The organism is Burkholderia ubonensis subsp. mesacidophila, assembly GCF_002097715.1.
GTDB lineage: Bacteria > Pseudomonadota > Gammaproteobacteria > Burkholderiales > Burkholderiaceae > Burkholderia > Burkholderia mesacidophila.
In genome coordinates this window covers 840,266-859,489 of sequence record NZ_CP020738.1, presented here as the reverse complement: position 1 = coordinate 859,489, position 19,224 = coordinate 840,266, and the positions used below count along the sequence as shown (strand labels likewise).

General features: G+C 64.6%; 15 protein-coding genes. 4 read left to right on the top strand and 11 right to left on the bottom strand.

Translation table 11 applies throughout. The features are described 5' to 3' along the window. Positions 1-37 precede the first annotated feature (37 nt). From B7P44_RS21445 to B7P44_RS21425, 5 genes are all read right to left on the bottom strand, one after another. A complete protein-coding gene (locus B7P44_RS21445) occupies positions 38-397 on the bottom strand; it encodes a copper-binding protein (protein WP_084908029.1) in 360 nt (119 codons plus the stop codon). Next, on the bottom strand, positions 394-3,600 hold the full coding sequence (locus tag B7P44_RS21440) for an efflux RND transporter permease subunit (protein ID WP_084908028.1): 3,207 nt from the start codon (positions 3,598-3,600) through the stop codon (positions 394-396). The genes B7P44_RS21445 and B7P44_RS21440 overlap by 4 nt, the downstream gene beginning before the upstream one ends. Then, positions 3,597-5,126 carry an efflux RND transporter periplasmic adaptor subunit gene (locus tag B7P44_RS21435; RefSeq protein WP_084909947.1) on the bottom strand — a complete coding sequence of 510 codons (1,530 nt, stop codon included), beginning with the start codon at positions 5,124-5,126 and terminating at the stop codon, positions 3,597-3,599. Before B7P44_RS21435 ends, B7P44_RS21440 begins: the two co-directional genes overlap by 4 nt. Positions 5,127-5,137: 11 nt before the next feature. Further along, positions 5,138-6,442: a TolC family protein gene (locus tag B7P44_RS21430; RefSeq protein WP_084908027.1), complete on the bottom strand. Its 1,305-nt coding sequence runs from the start codon at positions 6,440-6,442 to the stop codon at positions 5,138-5,140. A gap of 92 nt (positions 6,443-6,534) precedes the next feature. Continuing rightward, a complete protein-coding gene (locus tag B7P44_RS21425; RefSeq protein ID WP_084908026.1) occupies positions 6,535-6,903 on the bottom strand; it encodes a hypothetical protein in 369 nt (122 codons plus the stop codon). 376 nt (positions 6,904-7,279) lie between these two features. Between B7P44_RS21425 and B7P44_RS21420 the strand changes: the two genes are divergently transcribed. Genes B7P44_RS21420 through B7P44_RS21405 form a run of 4 tightly spaced genes read left to right on the top strand, consistent with a single transcriptional unit; the run spans position 7,280 to position 13,232 of the window. Continuing rightward, positions 7,280-10,177: a type VI secretion system Vgr family protein gene (locus B7P44_RS21420; RefSeq protein ID WP_084908025.1), complete on the top strand. Its 2,898-nt coding sequence runs from the start codon at positions 7,280-7,282 to the stop codon at positions 10,175-10,177. Between the two features lie 2 nt (positions 10,178-10,179). Next, the gene (locus tag B7P44_RS21415; protein WP_084908024.1) at positions 10,180-10,716 is read left to right on the top strand and encodes a hypothetical protein; all 537 of its coding nucleotides are present in this window, start codon (positions 10,180-10,182) and stop codon (positions 10,714-10,716) included. Between the two features lies 1 nt (position 10,717). Further along, on the top strand, positions 10,718-12,682 hold the full coding sequence (locus B7P44_RS21410; protein ID WP_084908023.1) for a LysM peptidoglycan-binding domain-containing protein: 1,965 nt from the start codon (positions 10,718-10,720) through the stop codon (positions 12,680-12,682). Beyond that, positions 12,666-13,232 (top strand): hypothetical protein, encoded by a 567-nt coding sequence (locus tag B7P44_RS21405; RefSeq protein ID WP_084908022.1) that lies wholly within the window; start codon positions 12,666-12,668, stop codon positions 13,230-13,232. Before B7P44_RS21410 ends, B7P44_RS21405 begins: the two co-directional genes overlap by 17 nt. 115 nt (positions 13,233-13,347) lie before the next feature. Here the strand turns inward: B7P44_RS21405 and B7P44_RS21400 are convergent, their stop codons facing one another. The 6 genes from B7P44_RS21400 to B7P44_RS21375 form a co-directional block, all read right to left on the bottom strand. Next, positions 13,348-14,115, bottom strand: a complete 768-nt coding sequence (locus tag B7P44_RS21400) for an ABC transporter ATP-binding protein (protein WP_084908021.1) — start codon at positions 14,113-14,115, stop codon at positions 13,348-13,350. A 31-nt stretch (positions 14,116-14,146) separates the two neighbouring features. Next, entirely contained in the window at positions 14,147-14,860 is a 714-nt protein-coding gene (locus B7P44_RS21395) for an ABC transporter permease (protein ID WP_084908020.1), read from the bottom strand. Beyond that, complete coding sequence (locus tag B7P44_RS21390) at positions 14,857-15,546, bottom strand: ABC transporter permease (RefSeq protein ID WP_084908019.1); 690 nt, start codon at positions 15,544-15,546, stop codon at positions 14,857-14,859. Before B7P44_RS21390 ends, B7P44_RS21395 begins: the two co-directional genes overlap by 4 nt. A 57-nt stretch (positions 15,547-15,603) precedes the next feature. Further along, the gene (locus B7P44_RS21385; protein ID WP_084908018.1) at positions 15,604-16,377 is read right to left on the bottom strand and encodes an ABC transporter substrate-binding protein; all 774 of its coding nucleotides are present in this window, start codon (positions 16,375-16,377) and stop codon (positions 15,604-15,606) included. 337 nt (positions 16,378-16,714) lie between these two features. After that, positions 16,715-17,449 (bottom strand): response regulator, encoded by a 735-nt coding sequence (locus B7P44_RS21380; RefSeq protein WP_084908017.1) that lies wholly within the window; start codon positions 17,447-17,449, stop codon positions 16,715-16,717. Next, on the bottom strand, positions 17,446-19,149 hold the full coding sequence (locus B7P44_RS21375; protein ID WP_084908016.1) for a DUF4118 domain-containing protein: 1,704 nt from the start codon (positions 19,147-19,149) through the stop codon (positions 17,446-17,448). Before B7P44_RS21375 ends, B7P44_RS21380 begins: the two co-directional genes overlap by 4 nt. Positions 19,150-19,224: the final 75 nt, after the last annotated feature.

Here is a 19,224-nt window from a genome sequence, read left to right as displayed (position 1 = left end):
GGCGGCGGCGGACGGCGCGCCCGCCATCCACGCGCGATCAGGACCGCTTGTCTAGCTTCACGATCGTCAGCGTGCCGTTGACGTCTTCGACACGCACCCTGACCTTGTCGCCCGCCTTGACCTGGGCGATCATCGCCGCGTCCTTTGCCTTGAACGCCATCGTCATCGGCGGCATGCCGACATTGTTCAGCGCGCCATGCTTCAGCGTGATCATGCCGGTCGACGGGTCGATCTTCCTCACTTCCGCATCGGTCAGCGCATCGGCCGACGGCGCCTTCATCGTCGACGACATCGACGACATGGAAGACATGTCCATGCCCGCCATGTCGCTGCCGGCGAACGCCGGCATGGCAAGGACGGAAGCGAGGGTAGCGAATGCAGCAAGCGGTTTCTTCATCGGATCTCTCCAGTTGGTTGAACCGGCACGTTCGTGCCGGGGGAAACGACATCGGGGAAACGGGCGGCGCCGGCCTGCCTTGCGCGACGGCGCTGCAGCAGGAACCACGCGGCGGGAATGACGAACATCGACAGGAGCGGCGCCGTCACCATCCCGCCGACCATCGGCGCGGCGATGCGCTGCATGACCTCCGAACCGGCGCCGTGCCCGACCATGATCGGAACGAGGCCGGCCAGCACGACGGCCACCGTCATCGCCTTCGGCCGCACGCGCAGCACGGCCCCTTCGCGTATCGCGTCGAACAGCAGCGCTTCGGTCAGGGGCGCGCCGGCCTCGAGCCGGCGATCGAGCGCGTCCTTCAGGTACAGCAGCATCACGACGCCGAACTCGGCCGCCACGCCGGCGAGCGCGATGAACCCGACCGCCGTCGCGACGGATACCGCGTGGCCGAGGAGCCAGATGAGCCAGAAGCCGCCGACCAGCGCGAACGGCACGGTCGACATCAGCAGCAGCGCGTCGGCGGCCGAATCGAAGGTCAGGAACAGCAACACGAAGATGACGACGAGCGTCACGGGAATCACCATCCTCAGCCGCGCCGCCGCGCGCTCCAGGTACTCGAACTGGCCCGACCACGCAATCGCGTAACCGGGCGGCAGCTGAACCCGACGCGCGACGGCCTGCTGCATCGCGGTGACGGCCGACTGCAGGTCGGTGTCGCGGATATCGACGTACACGTAGCCGGACAGCCGCGCGTTTTCGCTGCGGATCATCGGCGGTCCGTCGGCGATCGCGATGTGCGCGACGTCGCCGAGCCGGATCTGCGCGCCCCGCTCCGTGACGACCGGCAACTGCCTCAGCTTCTCGAGCGAATCGCGGATTTCGCGCGGATAGCGCACGTTGATCGGAAAGCGCTCGCGACCGTCGATCACCTCGCCGACGTTCTCGCCTCCCACCGCCGACGACACGACCGCCTGGACGTCCGCGACCGCAAGCCCGTAGCGCGCCGCGGCGAGCCGGTCGACGTCGACGTCGATATAGCGGCCGCCGTTCAGCCGCTCCGCGAGTGCGGACGTCACGCCGGGCACCGGCTTCACCGCCGCTTCGACCTGCGTGGCGATACGGTCGATCTGCGTCAGGTCCGGTCCGGAAATCTTGATCCCGACCGGCGTCTTGATGCCGGTCGACAACATGTCCAGCCGGTTGCGGATCGGCGGCACCCAGACGTTCGAGAGGCCCGGCACCTTCACCGTCCGGTCGAGTTCGTCGACCAGCTTCCCGGGCGTCATCCCCGGCCGCCACTGATCGCGCGGCTTGAACCGGATGGTCGTCTCGAACATCTCGAGCGGCGCCGGGTCGGTCGCCGTATCGGCCCGCCCCGACTTGCCGAACACGGTGGCGACCTCGGGCACGGTCTTGATGAGCCGGTCGGTCTGCTGCAGCAGCTCGCTCGCCTTCTCCGCGGAAATGCCGGGGAGCGCGGTCGGCATGTACAGCAGGTCGCCTTCGTCGAGCGGCGGCATGAATTCGCCGCCGAGCCGGCTGATCGGCACCATGGTCAGCACCAGCGCGGCGACGGCGAGACCGATGGCCGCCCACGGGCGGCGCAGCGTTGCCTCGAGCAGCGGCCGGTACAGCCGGATCAGCGCGCGATTGATCGGATTCGCATGCTCGTGCGGAATCCTGCCGCGGATCAGGTAACCCATCAGCACGGGCACGAGCGTGACCGACAAGCCGGCGGCCGCCGCGATCGTGTAGGTCTTCGTGAACGCGAGCGGCGCGAACAGCTTGCCCTCCTGCCCTTCCAGCGAAAACACCGGAATGAACGACAACGTGATGATGAGCAGCGAGAAGAACAGCGCGGGGCCCACCTCGGCGGCGGACGTCGCGATGAGTTCCCAGCGCTGCGCCGCCGTCATCCGCGCATCCGGATGCGCATGCTCGAACGCCTCGAGGTGCTTGTGCGCGTTCTCGATCATCACGATGGCCGCGTCGATCATCGCGCCGATCGCGATCGCGATGCCGCCGAGCGACATCAGGTTCGCATTCACGCCCTGGTAGCGCATCACGATGAACGCTGCCAGCACGCCGAGCGGCAACGACAGGATCGCGACGAACGCACTGCGCAGGTGGAACAGGAACACCGCGCAGACCAGCCCGACGATCACGAACTCCTCGACGAGCTTGTCCTTCAGGTTGCCGACCGCGCGCTCGATCAGCTGCGAACGGTCGTAGGTCGTAACCACCTCGACGCCGGGCGGCAGCGACCGCCGGAGATCGGCCAGCTTCGCCTTCACCGCGTCGATGGTGGTCAGCGCGTTCTTGCCCGAACGCATCACGATCACGCCGCCGGCGACTTCGCCCTGGCCGTTCAGCTCCGCGATGCCGCGCCGCATTTCCGGCCCGATCTGGATGCGCGCGACGTCGCCGAGCAGCACCGGCGTGCCGGCATCGTTCGTGCGCAGCACGACGTTGCGGAAATCGTCGAGCGTGCGCAGATAGCCGGACGAACGCACCATGTACTCCGACTCGGCCAGTTCGACGACCGAGCCGCCGGAAGCCCGGTTCGCCTTGCCGAGCGCATCGGCCACCGCGGCCTGCGTGATCCCGTACGCGCGCAGCCGGTCCGGATCGAGCACGACCTGGTACTGGCGCACCATGCCGCCGATGCTGGCCACCTCGGAGACGTCCGGCACCGACTTCAGCTCGAACTTCAGGAACCAGTCGTTCAGCGCGCGCAACTGGCCGAGATCGTGCCGCCCGGACCGGTCGACGAGCGCGTACTCGTACACCCAGCCGACCCCGGTCGCATCGGGCCCGAGCGACACCGTCGCGCCCTGCGGCAGGCGGCTCTGCACCTGGTTCAGGTATTCGAGCACGCGCGAGCGCGCCCAGTACGCGTCGGTCCTGTCGTCGAACAGCACGTAGACGAACGCATCGCCGAACGACGAATACGCGCGGATCGTCTTCGCACCCGGCACGCCGAGCAGCGTGGTCGTCAGCGGGTACGTCACCTGGTCTTCGACCACCTGCGGCGACTGGCCCGGATACGACGCCTTGACGATGACCTGCGTGTCCGACAGGTCCGGCAGCGCGTCGAGCGGCGTTTCCTTCAGCGAGTAGACGCCCCAGGCGGTGACCAGCACGGTCGCGAGCAGCACCAGGAAGCGGTTGCGAATGGACCAGCGAATGAGTCGCGCGATCATTGCACACCTCCGGCCGGTTCCACCTTCGTCAGCTGGTAGCCGTCATCCGCTTGCGTGAAGACGAAGTGCACCGTCTGCCCGACCTTCACGTCCGGAAACGCGGCGGGCGCGGGCTTGCCGAACGCCATCGTCATCGCCCCCCAGCCGAGCGCCGGGACGGGCTGATGGGACAACGTGATATCCGTGGCGGTCACTTTCTCGACCTTGCCGGTCGTCTCGTAGGATTGTGCGGCTGCGGTCGGAGTCGGGGCCGCCGTCGCCGCACCCGCGCCGGTGCCGCCCGTCAGCCGGGGCAACACCGCTTTCAGGCTGGCCTCGGAATCGATGAGGAACTGCCCCGACGCGACCACCGTGTCGCCTTCGTTCAGCCCGTCGAGCACTTCGGTGTCGTTGCCGACGTCCTGACCCGTGCGAACCTCGGCCGGCTGCAGACGACCGTCAGCGTTCCTGACGATGACGACCGAGCGCTTGCCCGTGGTGATGACCGCTTCGGACGGCACGAGCAGCCGCGATATCGCGTTCCGGCCTGCGACGTGAACGCGCATCAGCATGCCGGGCGTCAGTTGCAGCGCTGCATTGTCGAGTTCCAGGCGCGCCTGCAGCGTGCGGCTGCTGGTGCTGATGCCCGGCAGGATTTCGCGGATGCGTCCCGTGAAGTGCCGGGTCGCGTCGCCCGCGAACGTCGCGTCGACGGCCATCCCCGGTTGCACGCTCAGCGCGAGCGCCTCCGGGACCTCGACGATCAGCCACAGCGTCGAGAGGCCTGCGATCTTCGCCAAAGTCTGCCCGGGCGCAACCATCGCGCCGTCCCGGACGTTCAGCTCGCTGACGACGCCCGTCTCCGGCGCGGTCAGCACGACGTGCGTCTGCGCGCGGCCGGTCCGGTCGAGGCTCGCGATCACGCCGTCGGGAATCGACAGCGCGCGCATCCGCGCCCGCGACGCATCGAGCAGGCCGCCATCCATCCCGCCGCGCTTGAGCGCGAGGTATTCCTCCTGCGGCGCGAGCCAGTCCGGCACGAAGAGCGACGCGATCGGCGCGCCCTTCGCGATTCGCTGCATCGGCGCGCGTGCATACAGCCGGTCGATGTACCCGGTCACGCGCGACTGCACGACATCCGCCCGCGACTCGTCGAACTGCGTGGTGCCCACCGCGTCGAATCCGGCTGCCGTCTGTTGCCGGCGCACGGTCGCGTAGCGGATGCCGAGATCCTGCTGCAGGCCCGCGTCGATCCGGATGCCCGGCGCACCGCCGACGTCATCCGCGTAGACCGGTTCGAGCGGCATGTTCATGAAAGGCGACTTGCCCGGCTGGTCGAAGTGCTGGTTCGGCACCATCGGATCGTGCCAGTACAGCACCTTGCGCCCGGTCTTCGGATCGACCTTGTCGCCCGAAGCGCCGGCGCTGGCGGCAACCGCCACCGCGTGGCCCGACGTGTGGCGAACGCCCGCGAAATAGCCGGCGCCGAGCAGCGCTGCGCCGGCGAACGCCGTCAGGACGGCGCGCGCCAGTGGTTTCTTGTTCATCGTGTTCTCCGTCACTGAGCGGCGGCCATCGTCGACGGCACGACCTGGTATTCGAGCTGGGCCCAGGTCCGCGACACGTCGCGCCTGAGGTCGAGCACCTGCAACTGCGCGTCCAGCTGCGCACGCCGCGCGGCGAATGCTTCCGCGAGCGAGCCGGTGCCGGCCCGGTAGGCCGCATTCGCGAGCTGCACGCGCCGGTCGGCGGCAGGCAGCAACGCGTCGCCCAGGTTCGCGATGCGCTCGCGGCCGCTCGCGAGCGTTGCGGATTGCACGCGGATGTCGGCCTGGACCTGCTGCAGCGCGTCTTCGTACATGAGGCGCGCCTTGGTGGCCAGTTCGGCTTTCTCGGCGACGTCGCGGTTCTGGCGGTTCTTGCGATCGAGCGGCAACGGGATCGTCACGCCCACGGACACCATGTTCGAATACGCGCCGCCGCGCTGCTGGTACGCGATTTCCCACGTCCAGTTCGGGCTGCGCTCGCTGTCGGCGACCGCGGTGTCCGCTTCGGCGACCGCGACGTCGTCCGCCGCGGCGACGAGCGCCGGCTGCGACACGCGCAGTGCGTCCGGCGGCAGCGACGACACGAACGATTCGGGCGCGGGCGGCTCGCCGGTCACATCGGACACGGGAACCGTCGTCCACCGGGACAGGCCGATGAGCGCGGTCTGATAGTTCTGCCGAGCGTTCAGCACCTGGTCCCGCGTCTGCGCGAGCATCGCCTGCGCCTGCACCACGTCGGCCGCGCTCGCCTTCGCCCCGCGATACGACGCCTGCGTGGCGGCCAGCTCGTGGTTCATGTGGTCGAGCAGCGCCTGTTGCAGCGCGAGCGCCTTCTTCGCGTAGACCGCGTTCAGCCACGCCGATGCGGTTTGCTGGCGCACGTTCGCGAGCTGCACCAGATAGCCGGCGCGCTCGCGGCCGGTCTTCTCGCCGGCGAGCGCGGAGCGCAACCGCCGCTTTTCCCCCGATACCCACTCCTGCTCGATGCCGATGCGGCGCATCGTCATGAAGTCCTGGCCGACGGTGAAGCGCTGCGGGCCGTTGATCGGCAGGTTGTCGATGCCCGCCTTGAGCATCGGGTCGGGCAACTGACCCGCGCTGACGGCGGCCTCGGCACTGGCGCGCACGGACGCCTGTGCGGCGGCCATCGACGCGGAGCGGTCAGTCGCCGACTGCAGCGCGGCGTCGAGCGTGAACGGCGAGGGTGATGGTGACGGCTGGGCATGCGCGATGCCCGCGGCAAGCAGCGCGGCGCAAAGCGTGCGCGCGCGCCAACGGGCACGCCGACCCAGCGGCGTGCCGAAATGGAATGACATGTTCTAACCCCAACGGCGGAGTCGCAAAGGGACCCCACGTCCTGGCATAGGACGAACCTCACCGCGCATGCGGTGAACCTGTCGGATCGGGATTAGATGGCGCGCGGAGGTCGCCACAACCCGTTCGGTTCACGGACCGAAAGGGACTGGGCGTAATGGAACACGACCGGGCTCGCGAACGCGGCCGGGCGGCTGATCTCTGCCTTGGCGGCAGGATGGTAGAGGCTGCCGAACTGGCATTGGGCGGTGGACTTGCAGAACGCGCCCTTGGCTTTTGCCTTGTCCATCGACGTCGATTTCATCGAATCGCAGCCGGGCATGTCGGCGGACATCCCGGCATCGCCTTCCATGGACATCGTGTGCTGCATCGGGCAAGCGCCCGTCAAGCCGCTCGCAGCCAGCCCACTGACGGGCAGCACCGCGCAAAGCAGCAAGAGGATGATGGTCCGAAGCAGTTTCATGGCGCGGATTATAGCGCGATGACCTTACTGTTTTTCGCTTTTTGCAACGTCCAGCGCGATACAGGAAAAAGTTGGGTTGGCCACCTTGAAACGCAATATTGGGCGGCTTCACGTGGAAAAACGGCGGAAGCAGCATGCTCGTCGCGACGCCCTTTCTTGAAAGGAGAAAGAAAGACGAGCACCATGTGTTCCGCTGTGCGGGGTGATCGCGTCGCGTAGTGAAAACGACCGCCTGCAAGCTCACCTGAAGCAGGATACCAGCGCCTAAAAGCAGGCAGCAGCCTCGGAGGAGGCTTTCGTTGGGCAATGGTATAAAATCGCGCGCGTAGTAACAGACGCTATCCGAGAGCGATGTAATAAAAATGAAAGGCTGACAATGGACGTTCAGGACCTCTCCGCCGCATTGCGTGGCGGCTTGATTCAGCACAACCGGCTACTAAAGCTTGATACTCCGCTTGGCACGAATGCCTTGGTAGTACAGCGAGCAGTCGGGCGATCGAAAATTGGCCGATATTACACATTCACACTGGATGTGCTGTCATCGAATACTGATATCGAGTTGAAGAAGCTGATTGCCCAACCGGTGACATTGTGGATTCAACAAGCTAACGGGGACTACCGGCCGATTCATGGGTACGTTTATACCGCACGTCGGCTTGGCGCCGACGGCGGACTGACGACTTACCAAATCACGCTCAGTGCATGGATGCATGTTCTGAAATTCCGTCATGATCAAAAGATCTGGATCGACAGGACGGTCGAAGACATTGTGTCCGACGTGCTGAATGAGCATCCGGAAGCACGCGGCCATTTCAGGTTTGCCCTGTCGCAGCCGTTGCCGAACCGGTCCTTCACGCGCCAGAGCGAGACCGACTGGAATTTTGTTCACCGTCTGTTCGAGAGCGAAGGATTGTTCTGCTACTGGGAGCAGGCAAACGATGGCGCGTCGCACACGCTCGTCATCACGGATCGCGCCGACCAATTTCCAAAACTGTCGCCCGAAGCAGTCCCGTTCTATCGTGCCGGCACGCAAACGGAAGTCGACGCGCTCACCCACTGGTCCGGTTCGCGAACGCTGCAAAGCACCACTCTGACGACCCGCACATTCGACTACAAGAATCCGGCCGCGTGGTCGAATCCGAAGGGCACGACGATGCCGACGGTCGGAAATCAAGGCGACCTTCCCGATCAGCTCGAGGTCTACGAATACACGGGACCTTATACGTACCTCGATCAGACGCGCGGCGACCAGTTGTCGAAGATGCGCATCGAGGAGTGGGAGTCGCGTGCCAAGCGCTTCGTCGGGATCGGCGGGATACGTGCGCTCGACGCTGGGCGGCAGTTCACGCTGACGGGACATCCGGTCCATGATGGCGATTCGCCCTCGCAACGGGAATTCGCCACGATCGAAGTCTCGTGGTGGATTGAGAACAACTTGCCGGCAACGCGTGCGTCGACCTTCCCTCATAGTCTCCAGCGGGAAATCACGGAAGCGCGCGCAACGCGATCAACCGACTCGGCGTTTCAGGTGCCGCATGACGACGGCTCTGTCGGCTTCTTTCTGGTCGAAGTCGAAGCACAGCGCACATCGGTTCCGTACCGCACACCGTTTGAGCACCCGAAGCCGGAGATGCAACTAGAGACGGCCATCGTTGTCGGCCCGAAAGGCGAGGAAGTTTATACCGATGATTTGAATCGAATTCGGGTCATGTTCATCTGGGATCGTATCAGGCCAAACGATCAGGGAGCGTCCTGCTGGATTCGGGTCGCCCAGTCCGATACAGGTGCCGGCTACGGCGGCGTGCATATTCCACGAGTGGGTGAAGAAGTTCTGGTTGCTCATCTTGCGGGCGATTGCGATAAGCCAATCGTCATTGCGCGCGTGTACAACGGAGCCAACAAGCCACAGTGGCACAGCAACGGCATCCTGTCCGGCTTCCGCTCGAAGGAGTATTCAGGTAACGGGTACAACCATCTCGTGATGGACGATGCGACGGGACAGAACCGCATGCAGCTGATGAGCAGCAGTGGGAACAGTCTGCTGCATCTTGGTTATCTGATCGATCAAAGTGGAAATACGCGTGGAAGCTATCTTGGCAGCGGCTTTGATTTGAAGACGGACCAATACGGGGCAGTGCGCGCAAATCGAGGGCTTTATGTCAGTACGCACCCGAAGCAGGTCAACAGCCAGGCTCTGGACGTACGAGAAACGCAGCAGCAACTCGTAAACGCCGAAAGTCTGATGGAAACCATGTCGGATGTCGGCACTCAACATCATGCTGAAAGCCTGAAAGCGGGCCACGACGCGCTCAAGGCATTCACCGACTCGACCCAGCAGAGCGATGCGGGAAGCGCCTCCGGCGGACGGACGGCTGGCGGGGGAATGGGCAACGCAAACGTGTTCAAGGAACCGGTGATGTTGTTCGGCAGCCCAGCCGGCATCGGAATGTCGACTCAACAATCGGCGCAGATTTACGCCGATCGGCACGTCAATGTCGTAAGCGGGCAGAACACGCATATCGCGGCAGGCAAGTCGCTGATCGCAAGCGTGGCCGAGAAGCTTAGTCTGTTTGTGCAGAACGCCGGCGTGAAGCTGTTTGCGGGCAAGGGCAAGGTGGAAATCCAGGCGCACGAGGACAATATCGAACTCACGGCGCAGAAGACGGTAAAGGTGCTGTCGTCGACCGAAAAGGTCGAAGTCGCGGCGGGCAAGGAGATTCTGCTGACGGCCGGGGGAGCCTACATCCACATCAAGGATGGCAACATCGAAATTCACGCCCCCGGAAAGATCGATATCAAGGGTAGTCAGCACATCTTTGCCGGACCAGCGCAGGCCTCATACCCGTTGCCGCAACTTCCAACCGGCGAGGCGGTGAAGCAGTATAGCCTGCGCTTTGCTTCCTTCGGCGACGATGCGCTGTGGAAAGATATCGGCTGGGGCGGGCATTCGTTCAGGATTCTTGACGATGAAGGAAAGGTGCTTGCGCAAGGCAATGTGCCGGAGAACGGCCGCTTGCCCCGCGTCATGACGGAAACGCCAACGCCGTTGCGTCTCGAGGTTGGAGACGCGGCGTGGCAGAACCATGATTTGCCGCCAAGGACGTCGGCACCTGCGTCCGGACACGCAGTTGAAGACGAATCACCAGCCGAATCGCTGACAGGTGAGTACTTCGACGTCTTGCAGCACGACGCGGGCACGTTCTTCAAGACGGAGGCCGTACGCGACCTGCTGTCGGCCGACGTGCTCAAGACGCTTTCAAATCTTGAGGAGTGACCATGCAAGTTCGGGGAATTATGTGCCTGCTGGCCGCAGCGTGCCTGTCCATGCCGCTAAGCAGCCTGGCTGCCTACAAGGCCGGCCCGCATCAGTGGGACGTCAAAGGTGGCAATCTGGTATTAATGTCCGGGGTGATGACAGACCATGCAGTCGAGGCATATTTCAATTACACGTTCTACTTCAACAATGTGATCGACAAGACGGTCTATCAAGTTCCCATCCTGAAAGGACGGGACCAACGGAAGTTCGACTTGACCGTCATTGGCTCCGGGGATGGCGAAATCAGTGCGCAGGACGTGAAGGTCGTCACCCGTCGTGACTCGATCTATCTGCTCGTTGGCGAGAAGGGTGGCGACAACGCACCATATGGTGCAGGCCCCGTCGACGTACGTGTCTACAGGCTTGTCGAAGGCAACGACGGAGAGTGGGCGTATTACTTTAATCCGACCAGAACTGACCACTTTCCGGCGAAAAGCAACTACACGGTCGAGCGAGCCATGACCGAGACCGAAAAGCGAATTGCGAACGGGGAATAGCATGCCGAAGCTCACAAGTGCGGTATACCATCTGGATGTCAAGACGGCTGAGTTCGTTGCAGACAACGGCGATCACTTGTTGCGCAGTGGCGGCACGGTCGCATGGCGCTTCAATAATCCCGGCAATATGCGTCCGCCCTCCAAGCGCGTCATCACGACAAATATCGGAAAGGCCACGATGTCCGACGGCGGCGAGTTCCTGATCTTTCCGGACTACGATACCGGTCGAGCAGAACTCAAGCGATTGCTCCGCGATCCTGATTCGTACGCGCCACGAACGATCGCTGAAGCGATCCCAAAATTTGCACCGAAGAAGGACCGGAACAATCCGGAGAAGTACATCAAGCTCGTCGAGAAAATCGCTGGCGTCAGTCGCGACAGTAAGCTTGCCGATTTGACGGATGATCAGTTGGCCAAGGTGATGAACAGCATCGAGACCATCGAGGGCTATCACTACCTTTCGGAAACGCGTTCGGAAAAGTGGGTCAAGGCCGCGACAGTGACGTTGTCCGACGGTGCGCGCCCGCTCAGTCGCCAGCCGGTTGTCGTCCGGCAAAACGGCAAGGAGACCAAGCACGTTACCGACGAGGCGGGAAGGCTCCCTGCGATCCCGCATAGCGGGGGCAAGATTGAAATCCTCGCTGCCGATGTGCGCGACAAACTGGAAACCATTTCCAGCATCGCCCAGCAGGATGCATCCAAGGCATATCTGTTCGTTCGCCGTCTGTTCGTTGCCGAAGCGTCGACCGCGCCGCATGCACCACGCCAGCCAGTCGACAAGCCGGCTCGTACGTCGTTCACTTATCGGATCGAGCCTGGCGACACACTGTCCAAGATCGCGCAACGATTCAAGACCACGGTCGCGGCGTTGAAAGCCGACAATCATCTGAAGAGCGACTTGATTATCGTTGGCAAGACATTGCAGATCTACAGCGGCGGGCATACCGGCACGCCGAATTCGGGCAAAGACGGTCATAGCGCCGCGCCTAATCCCCATCATCAGAAGCAACCGAAGCCTGCTGACCATCGAGTTGCAACCGCTGCACCGACGGCGGCAGACTCGGCTCACGTGAATTCCCGCCGGGCGATGGATCGCCCCCCCCGCGAAGCGGCGGCCGCGCCGTCGGTTCAATCCAAGGTGGACACGTCCCCCGTCGGGCTGGCAGGCTCCGGCGATGTGCCGGCGAAACCGAACGACGGTGCTGTTGCCGACGCTGGCCATGCGCCTGCAGTCCAGTCAGCGAGCGATGCCGCGGCGAGTACACCCGCCGGTGACAAGGCGACTTCAACCGCGAAAACGGATTCTAAGCCCACTGCCGCGACGCCGGCACGCAGCCAGGATGGCCAGGGACGGCCACTCGGGCTCGTCACGCTGGCTCAACCACGCGCAACCTGGATGCCGATTGCGATTCGGGAGGCCGAGCGATGGGGAGGCGTCGACGAGAGCGAAATTACCAAGACCATGAATTATCACGATTACGTCGATCATAAAAACTGGTTTCATACCTTGGTGGGTGAAACGAATGCCTGGTGCTCGGCATTCGTGAACTGGACCATGAAGGAAGACGGCCGAGCGATGCTGGCGAATCGAGCTGATCGCCACCGTGCGCGCGGCTTCATTCGGGACCCGGAAAATTTCCCTCAAATCGAGAAACCGATTTTTGGGGCAATCGCGGTCAGGCGAAATTTGCATCACGTCATGTTCATTTACGGCGTCAATCCGAAGAACGGCAATATGGTCGTGTTAGGCGGCAATCAGGGCGGAACGAAAGATGGCTCCTTTGGCGGGACCATCGATTTTACGGAGTTCGCGAAAAACGATTTTCACGGCTACTACGTCCCCGTGACTTACCTCGATTTCGCAAAAGAGGAAATCAAGCGCGGCGCCGAGTTGCCGCAGGTCACAGCGCATGAAATGAACAAACTGCACAAAATCAAGGAGCCGAAAGGTGCTGGGACTCGTTAAGCATGCACGGTGGATCTACGCGTTGACCCTGATGAGTGGCGTGTTCGCCGGCAACGCAGCGCACGCAGCCTCGATTGATGCCGAGAAATGCATCTCGCAAGATGACGTGAAGGAAATCGACAAGGCATTTTTTGCCGACTTCCCGAATGCAGATGCAATGAAAAGCTATGCAGGCCAGCACAAATTCGAAATAGTCACCAACGTTGCAGACGGGATCAAGCTGCAGAAGGAGGCGGCATCGAATGATGCGAAGGTCGGCTGGCTGGCCAGTTTCCTGAGAGACCGGCACGACTTTTTTTCGGATTTCTCCAGGTTCGAGCGCCCATCCTATACGTACATGCGGAATGGCATGTCGTCGGTAGACAATTTGCGCACCACGCAGAAATTCCCCAGGAATCAGTGCGTACAAGAGGTCAGTTACAACATGCGGGCAGGGGCATGCATTCGAGGCCAGAAGCTGCAATCGTTGTCGCTCACCTTCGTCAAGGATGATCGGCCATTGCATTTCGCCGGCGTGGAGCTTTACTTCATGGCTTGTCCGGCGCAATGATGCCCCAGGAGAGTCGATCGCCGGATCGTTGGCTAGGGTTGATGGTCGAGGGGCAGCGTAGCTGCCCCTCGCATCGTCCGGCTTGCGGCGAGACTTTCACTCGCCGGCTCACCCCCTACTTCAACCGCCCCGACAAAAACTGCCCCAGCCGCTCGCTCTTCGGATTGACGAGAATCTCCTGCGGATGCCCTTGCTCCTCGATCTTCCCCTGATGCAGGAAGATCACGTGATTCGACACGTTGCGCGCAAACCCCATCTCGTGCGTGACGACGACCATCGTCCGCCCTTCCTCGGCAAGCGCCTGCATCACCTTCAGCACTTCGCTGACGAGTTCCGGATCGAGCGCCGACGTCGGCTCGTCGAACAGCATCACCTCGGGCTCCATCGCGAGCGCCCGCGCAATCGCCACGCGCTGCTGCTGCCCGCCCGACAGGTGCGACGGATACATCCCTTCGACCCGCGCCGGCAGCCCGACCTTCTCGAGATACTTGCGCGCGCGCGACACGGCCTCGTCCTTGCCGAGCCCGAGCACGGCCATCGGCGCCTCGATCACGTTCTCCAGCACCGTCATGTGCGCCCACAGGTTGAAATGCTGGAACACCATCGACAGCTTCGTGCGCATCCGCTGCAGCTGCTTCTGGTCGGCGACGCGCAGCGAGCCGGCCTTGTCGCGCGCGGTCTGGATCGGCTCGCTGCCGATCGTGATCTGCCCCGAGCACGGCTGCTCGAGAAAGTTGATGCAGCGCAGAAACGTGCTCTTGCCCGAGCCGCTCGACCCGATGATGCTGATCACGTCGCCGGCCTTCGCCTTCATCGAGACGCCCTTCAACACCTCGTTGTCGCCGAACTTCTTGTGCAGGTCCTCAACGATGAGCTTGTACATGCGTGTGTTTCCTTTCGAATGCTTGAATGCGTCAATGGCCGCGTGGCGACAGGAACGCGAGCCAGCGCGCCTCGAGCTTGCGGAACGCCCAGATGAGCGCGAAGACGACCACCGCGTACAGCGCGGCCGCGATGCCGTACGCGTGGAACGACATGTACGTCGCCGAGTTGACGTCGCGCGTGACCTTCAGGATGTCCGGCACGGTCGCGGTGAACGCGAGCGTCGTCGCGTGCAGCATCAGGATCACTTCGTTGCTGTAGCTCGGCAGCGAGCGGCGCAGCGCGGACGGCAGGATGATGCGCGCATAGAGCTTGAAGCGTGACATCCCGTAGGCGAGGCCGGCCTCGATCTCGCCCGCCGACGTCGCCTTGATCGCGCCCGCGAAGATCTCCGTCGCATACGCGCATTCGTTCAGCACGAACGCGAGCAGCGTGCAGTTCATCGCATTGCGGAAGAACGCGTCGAGCAGCACGTGGTCATGCACGACCTGCAGGCTGTAGATGCCCGTGTAGCACATCAGCAGCTGCACGTAGAGCGGCGTGCCGCGAAACACGTACGTGTAGAACCACACCGGCCCCGACACCCAGCGGTTGCTCGACGCGCGCGCAATCGCGAGCGGCACCGCGAGCAGGAAGCCGAGCCCGATCGACACGACGAGCAGCCACAGCGTGATCGCGAGCCCGCTGAAGCGGTAGCCGTCGGTGTACAGATAGCTTTGCCAGTACTGGCTGATGAGTGCGATCACAGTGCGAGCCTCCGGACGCCGGCCGAATAACGCTTCTCGAGGTGGTGCAGCACGACGTTCGACACCGTCGTGATCGCGAGGTAGATCGCGCCTGCCGCAAGCGTGAAGAAAAAGAAGTTCAGCGTGCTCTTGCCCGCATCCTGCGATGCCTTCACGACGTCGGCGAGGCCGATGATCGACACCAGCGCGGTCGCCTTCACGAGCACCTGCCAGTTGTTGCCGATGCCCGGCAGCGCGAAGCGCATCATCTGCGGGAACAGGATGCGGCGAAACACGCGCCAGCCGCTCATCCCGTACGCGAAGCCCGCTTCGAGCTGGCCGCGCGGCACCGCGAGGAACGCGCCGCGGAACGTCTCGGTGAAGTACGCGCCGTAGATGAAGCCGAGCGTCACGACGCCGGCCGCGAACGGGTCGATGTCGATCTGGTCCCAGCCGAGCAGGTCGGTCACGTTGTTCAGCAGGATCTGGATCCCGTAGAACAGGAGCAGCATCAGCACGAGGTCGGGCACCGCGCGGATCAGCGTCGTGTAGAAGGTGCCGACCGCCGCGCACGCGCGGTTCGTCGACAGTTTCGCGGCCGCGCCGGCGAGCCCCAGCACGAGCGACGCGGCGAGCGACAGCACGGCGAGCTTCACGGTCTCGACCGTACCGGCCCACAGCAGCGGGCCAAATCCTTGGAAAATCATGGGAGCGTATCCGGAAAGGCGCGCGGCGCGGCTCTCGCGAGCCGTGCCGCAGGGCGTTCAGCTGCCGTAGACGTCGAACGCGAAGTACTTCTTCTCGAGCTTCTTGTAGGTGCCGTCCTTCAGCATGTCGGCGATCGCGTGGTCGATCTTCGCCTTCAGGTCGGCGTCTTCCTTGCGCAGGCCGATGCCCGCGCCGTTGCCGAGCGTCTTCGGATCGTCGATGTCGCCGCCGGCGAACTGGAAGCCCGCGCCGCGCGGCGTCTTCAGGAAGCCGATGTCGGCCTGCACCGCATCCTGCAGCGCGGCGTCGAGGCGGCCGGAGATCAGGTCCTGGTAGACGCCGTCCTGGTTCTGGTACGGCACGACCTGCACGCCCTTCGGCGCCCAGTAGGTCTTCGCGTAGGTTTCCTGGATCGTGCCCTGCTCGACGCCGACCGACTTGCCCTTCAGCGCTTCGGCGCTCGGCTGCACCGCCGAGCCCTTCTTCGCGACGAGGCGCGTCGGCGTGTTGAACAGCTTGTCGGAGAACGCGATCTGCTCGGCGCGCGCCGGCGTCATCGACATCGACGACAGCACGCCGTCGAACTTCTTCGCCTTCAGCGCGGGAATCATCCCGTCGAAGTCGTTCTCGATCCACACGCACTTCGCCTTCAGGCGCGCACAGATTTCATTGCCGAGATCGACGTCGAAGCCGACCACCTTGCCGTCGACGCCTTTCGATTCGAAAGGCGGATAGCTGGCGTCGACGCCGAAGCGGATCGTCGACCAATCCTTGGCGTGGGCCCCGACCGCGATGCACGCAAGGGCAACACTGAGCGCGAGTTTCTTCATGACGTTCCTGTGAGAGGCGAACTGAACGACGGGCCCGCAGCCGGGCGGGCGACGCCCGCTCTGCCGGCGCGGCGCTGCCGCCGCGAACCCGACCCAACCGGCACACCGTGACCGGCCGCCGAAGTTGTACATACAACTTTGCCGCCTACCCCCATCCGTCAGCAATCCGTGTTTATCTCTAATTGTCGGCGGATTGTTTTTCGCGAGCCGAATTTCCTTGTAATTCAATTAATTACGCATTACGGATGGCTTAAGATCGGCTTTCCGGAATGACGTCGCCCGGCGGGCGGCGGCAACGTACTTGTCTATACCTCGTCGAGCGACCAGGCGCGGCGGCTCAGGCCCCGGTTTCCGCCTGCGGCACAGCGCCGACAGCCTCCAGCCCGACCAGCCGGTAGCCGAACTGCAATTCGGTGAGCAGGTAACGGGGCGTCGCCGGCGTCGCCTCGAGCTTCTGCCGCAGGTTCGTCATGTAGACCCGCACGTAGTGCGCCCGGTCCGCGTCGTGAACGCCCCAGACCTCCGCGAGCAGCTGCCGCGCGGCGATCACGCCGCCGCGTCCGCGAATCAGCGCGGCGAGCAGCCGGAACTCGAGCCGGGTCAGGTGCACCGGCTCGCCGTCGCGGACGACTTCGTGCTTGCCGAGATCGACGACCACGCCGCCGAATCGCACGATCGACGACGACTGTCCGTCGGTCGACACGAACGCCGCGCGGCGCAGCTGCGCGCGGGCGCGCGCGAGCAGCTCGGGCACGCCGAACGGCTTCGCGAGGTAATCGTCCGCGCCCGCATCGAGCGCGGCGACCTTCTCCACTTCCTGCTGCCGCGCGGACAGCACGATCACCGGCACCGTCGACCAGCCGCGCAGTTCGCGGATGAACGCCTTGCCGTCGTCGTCGGGCAAGCCGAGGTCGACGATCACGAGGTCGGGCTTGCTGCTCGCCGCATACATGCGCGCCTCCCTGACGGTCGACGCCTCGCAGGCATCCATGCCCTCCTGTTCCAGCGCCATCCTGACGAAGCGGCGGATGTCGGCCTCGTCCTCGACGATAAGCACGCGTGATTTGATCAAGTTCGACTCTCGTGTTCGATAACGGGCGGCACACCCAACGGCAAGCGGATCTCGAACCGCGCGCCATGCGGTTCGAGCGGCACCGCGCGGATCGATCCGCCGTGCGCGTTGACGATGCTGCGGCACAGCGCGAGCCCGAGCCCGACGCCGGCGATCGACGCTGCCTTGCGGCCGCGCTCGAACGGCTCGAACAGCCGCTCGGCATCGCACGCGGCAAAACCGGGGCCGTCGTCCTCGACGCACACGGCCAGCGCGTCGCCGGACACGCTGGCGCACACCGTCACCGACGCGTCGGCGCCCGCAAACTTCGCGGCATTGTCGAGCAGGTTCATCAGCACGCGCTCGATCAGCAGCGCATCGACGTCGATCAACGGCAGGTCGGCCGGCAGGTCCGCCCGCACGTCGCGGCCGGCCAGCACGCAGGCGGAATGCGCGAGCGCGCTGCCGACGATCTCGTCGAGCATGTGCCATTCGCGGTTCAGCCGCACGCCTTCGCTCTGCATGCGCGCGAGATCGAGCAGGTTCACGACGAGACCACGCAGGGCCTCGGCCTGATCGCGGATCGCCCGCGCGAGCGCGGCCGGCTGCCCCGGCGCGAGCCGCTCCGGCTGCTCGAGCGTCTCGGCCAGCCCGCGGATCGCGGTCAGCGGCGTCTTCAGGTCGTGCGACACGGCGGCCAGCAGCGCATTGCGCAGCCGCTCGCCTTCCATCCTGACCATCGTGTGCTGCGCGACGCCGACATAATGCACGCGCTCCAGCGCCATCGCGATCGACGAGCCCAGCGCATCGAGCAGGCGCCGGTCGTCCGGCTCCGCCGGAATCGGCTGCGCGCCGGCGAGCAGCGCGAGCACGCCGCGCACCCGCATCGGCGCCTTCAACGGCAGGTAAAGCGCCACCGCGCTGTCGAGCGTCGGCGTGCCGCGGCCGACCGCCTGCGCGTGGTCGTACGCCCGGCGGGCCGCCGACGGATCGACGAACCATGCGTCGCGCGCGATCCGCAGCCGGTCGTCCGCGTCGGGCAGCACGAGCGCGACGTGCACGCCGAGCAGCCGCGCGATCGTGCCGGTGCAGACCGACACGATCTGTTCGGTCTCGATCGCCGCCGACAGGTCGCGTGCGACGCGCGCGAGCGTCGCCGAGCGCTTCTCGTTCGCGCGCGCGGCGCGCGCCTCCGCGCGCAGGCGCGCCGCGAGCTGGCCGATCGCGAGCGCCACCGCGAGCATCAACGCGAACGTGAACACGTACTGCGTATCGGACACCGCGAACGACCAGCGCGGCTCGACGAAGAAGAAGTCGAAGCAGCCGACGCACAGGAACGCCGCCCACGCGCCCGCGACGCGGCCGAGCCGCAGCGAGACGAACACGACCGTCATCAGGAACAGCATCACGACATTCGACAGGTCGAACACGCGCAGCAGCGCGCTCGCCACGATGGTCGCCAATCCGCAGATGAGCGTGGCCCACGCGAGCGGCGCGAGAAACGGCGACGCCCGGTCGTGCAGGCGCGGACGCAAGCGCGCGCGCGTGCCGTTGTCGGGCAGGTCCGGCCCGCCGCCCGGATCGGCCCAGGCGATCCGGGCCGCATCGCCGACGCAAGCGTCGAAGATGGTCTTCCATCGGCCGCGGCCCGCGCGCGCCGGCGCCCAGGCGGCGGTCGCACGCAGGTCGTTGGTGTGTCGTTGCGGTTCGTTCACGTTCATTCACCACCCCGGCAAGTCAAATGCGCGCCGGCCCCGCGCGCGCCGAACGAGGCGCAACGCGGGGCCGGACGCGCG

Excerpts from the sequence above, each read along its gene's own strand:
- B7P44_RS21400 (WP_084908021.1), bottom strand. The coding sequence starts at position 14,115 with ATGTACAAGCTCATCGTTGAGGACCTGCACAAGAAGTTCGGCGACAAC.
- B7P44_RS21430 (WP_084908027.1), bottom strand. The coding sequence starts at position 6,442 with ATGTCATTCCATTTCGGCACGCCGCTGGGTCGGCGTGCCCGTTGGCGC.
- B7P44_RS21390 (WP_084908019.1), bottom strand. The coding sequence starts at position 15,546 with ATGATTTTCCAAGGATTTGGCCCGCTGCTGTGGGCCGGTACGGTCGAG.
- B7P44_RS21415 (WP_084908024.1), top strand. The coding sequence starts at position 10,180 with ATGCAAGTTCGGGGAATTATGTGCCTGCTGGCCGCAGCGTGCCTGTCC.
- B7P44_RS21375 (WP_084908016.1), bottom strand. The coding sequence starts at position 19,149 with ATGAACGTGAACGAACCGCAACGACACACCAACGACCTGCGTGCGACC.
- B7P44_RS21435 (WP_084909947.1), bottom strand. The coding sequence starts at position 5,126 with ATGAACAAGAAACCACTGGCGCGCGCCGTCCTGACGGCGTTCGCCGGC.
- B7P44_RS21385 (WP_084908018.1), bottom strand. The coding sequence starts at position 16,377 with ATGAAGAAACTCGCGCTCAGTGTTGCCCTTGCGTGCATCGCGGTCGGG.
- B7P44_RS21410 (WP_084908023.1), top strand. The coding sequence starts at position 10,718 with ATGCCGAAGCTCACAAGTGCGGTATACCATCTGGATGTCAAGACGGCT.
- B7P44_RS21445 (WP_084908029.1), bottom strand. The coding sequence starts at position 397 with ATGAAGAAACCGCTTGCTGCATTCGCTACCCTCGCTTCCGTCCTTGCC.
- B7P44_RS21420 (WP_084908025.1), top strand. The coding sequence starts at position 7,280 with ATGGACGTTCAGGACCTCTCCGCCGCATTGCGTGGCGGCTTGATTCAG.
- B7P44_RS21440 (WP_084908028.1), bottom strand. The coding sequence starts at position 3,600 with ATGATCGCGCGACTCATTCGCTGGTCCATTCGCAACCGCTTCCTGGTG.
- B7P44_RS21425 (WP_084908026.1), bottom strand. The coding sequence starts at position 6,903 with ATGAAACTGCTTCGGACCATCATCCTCTTGCTGCTTTGCGCGGTGCTG.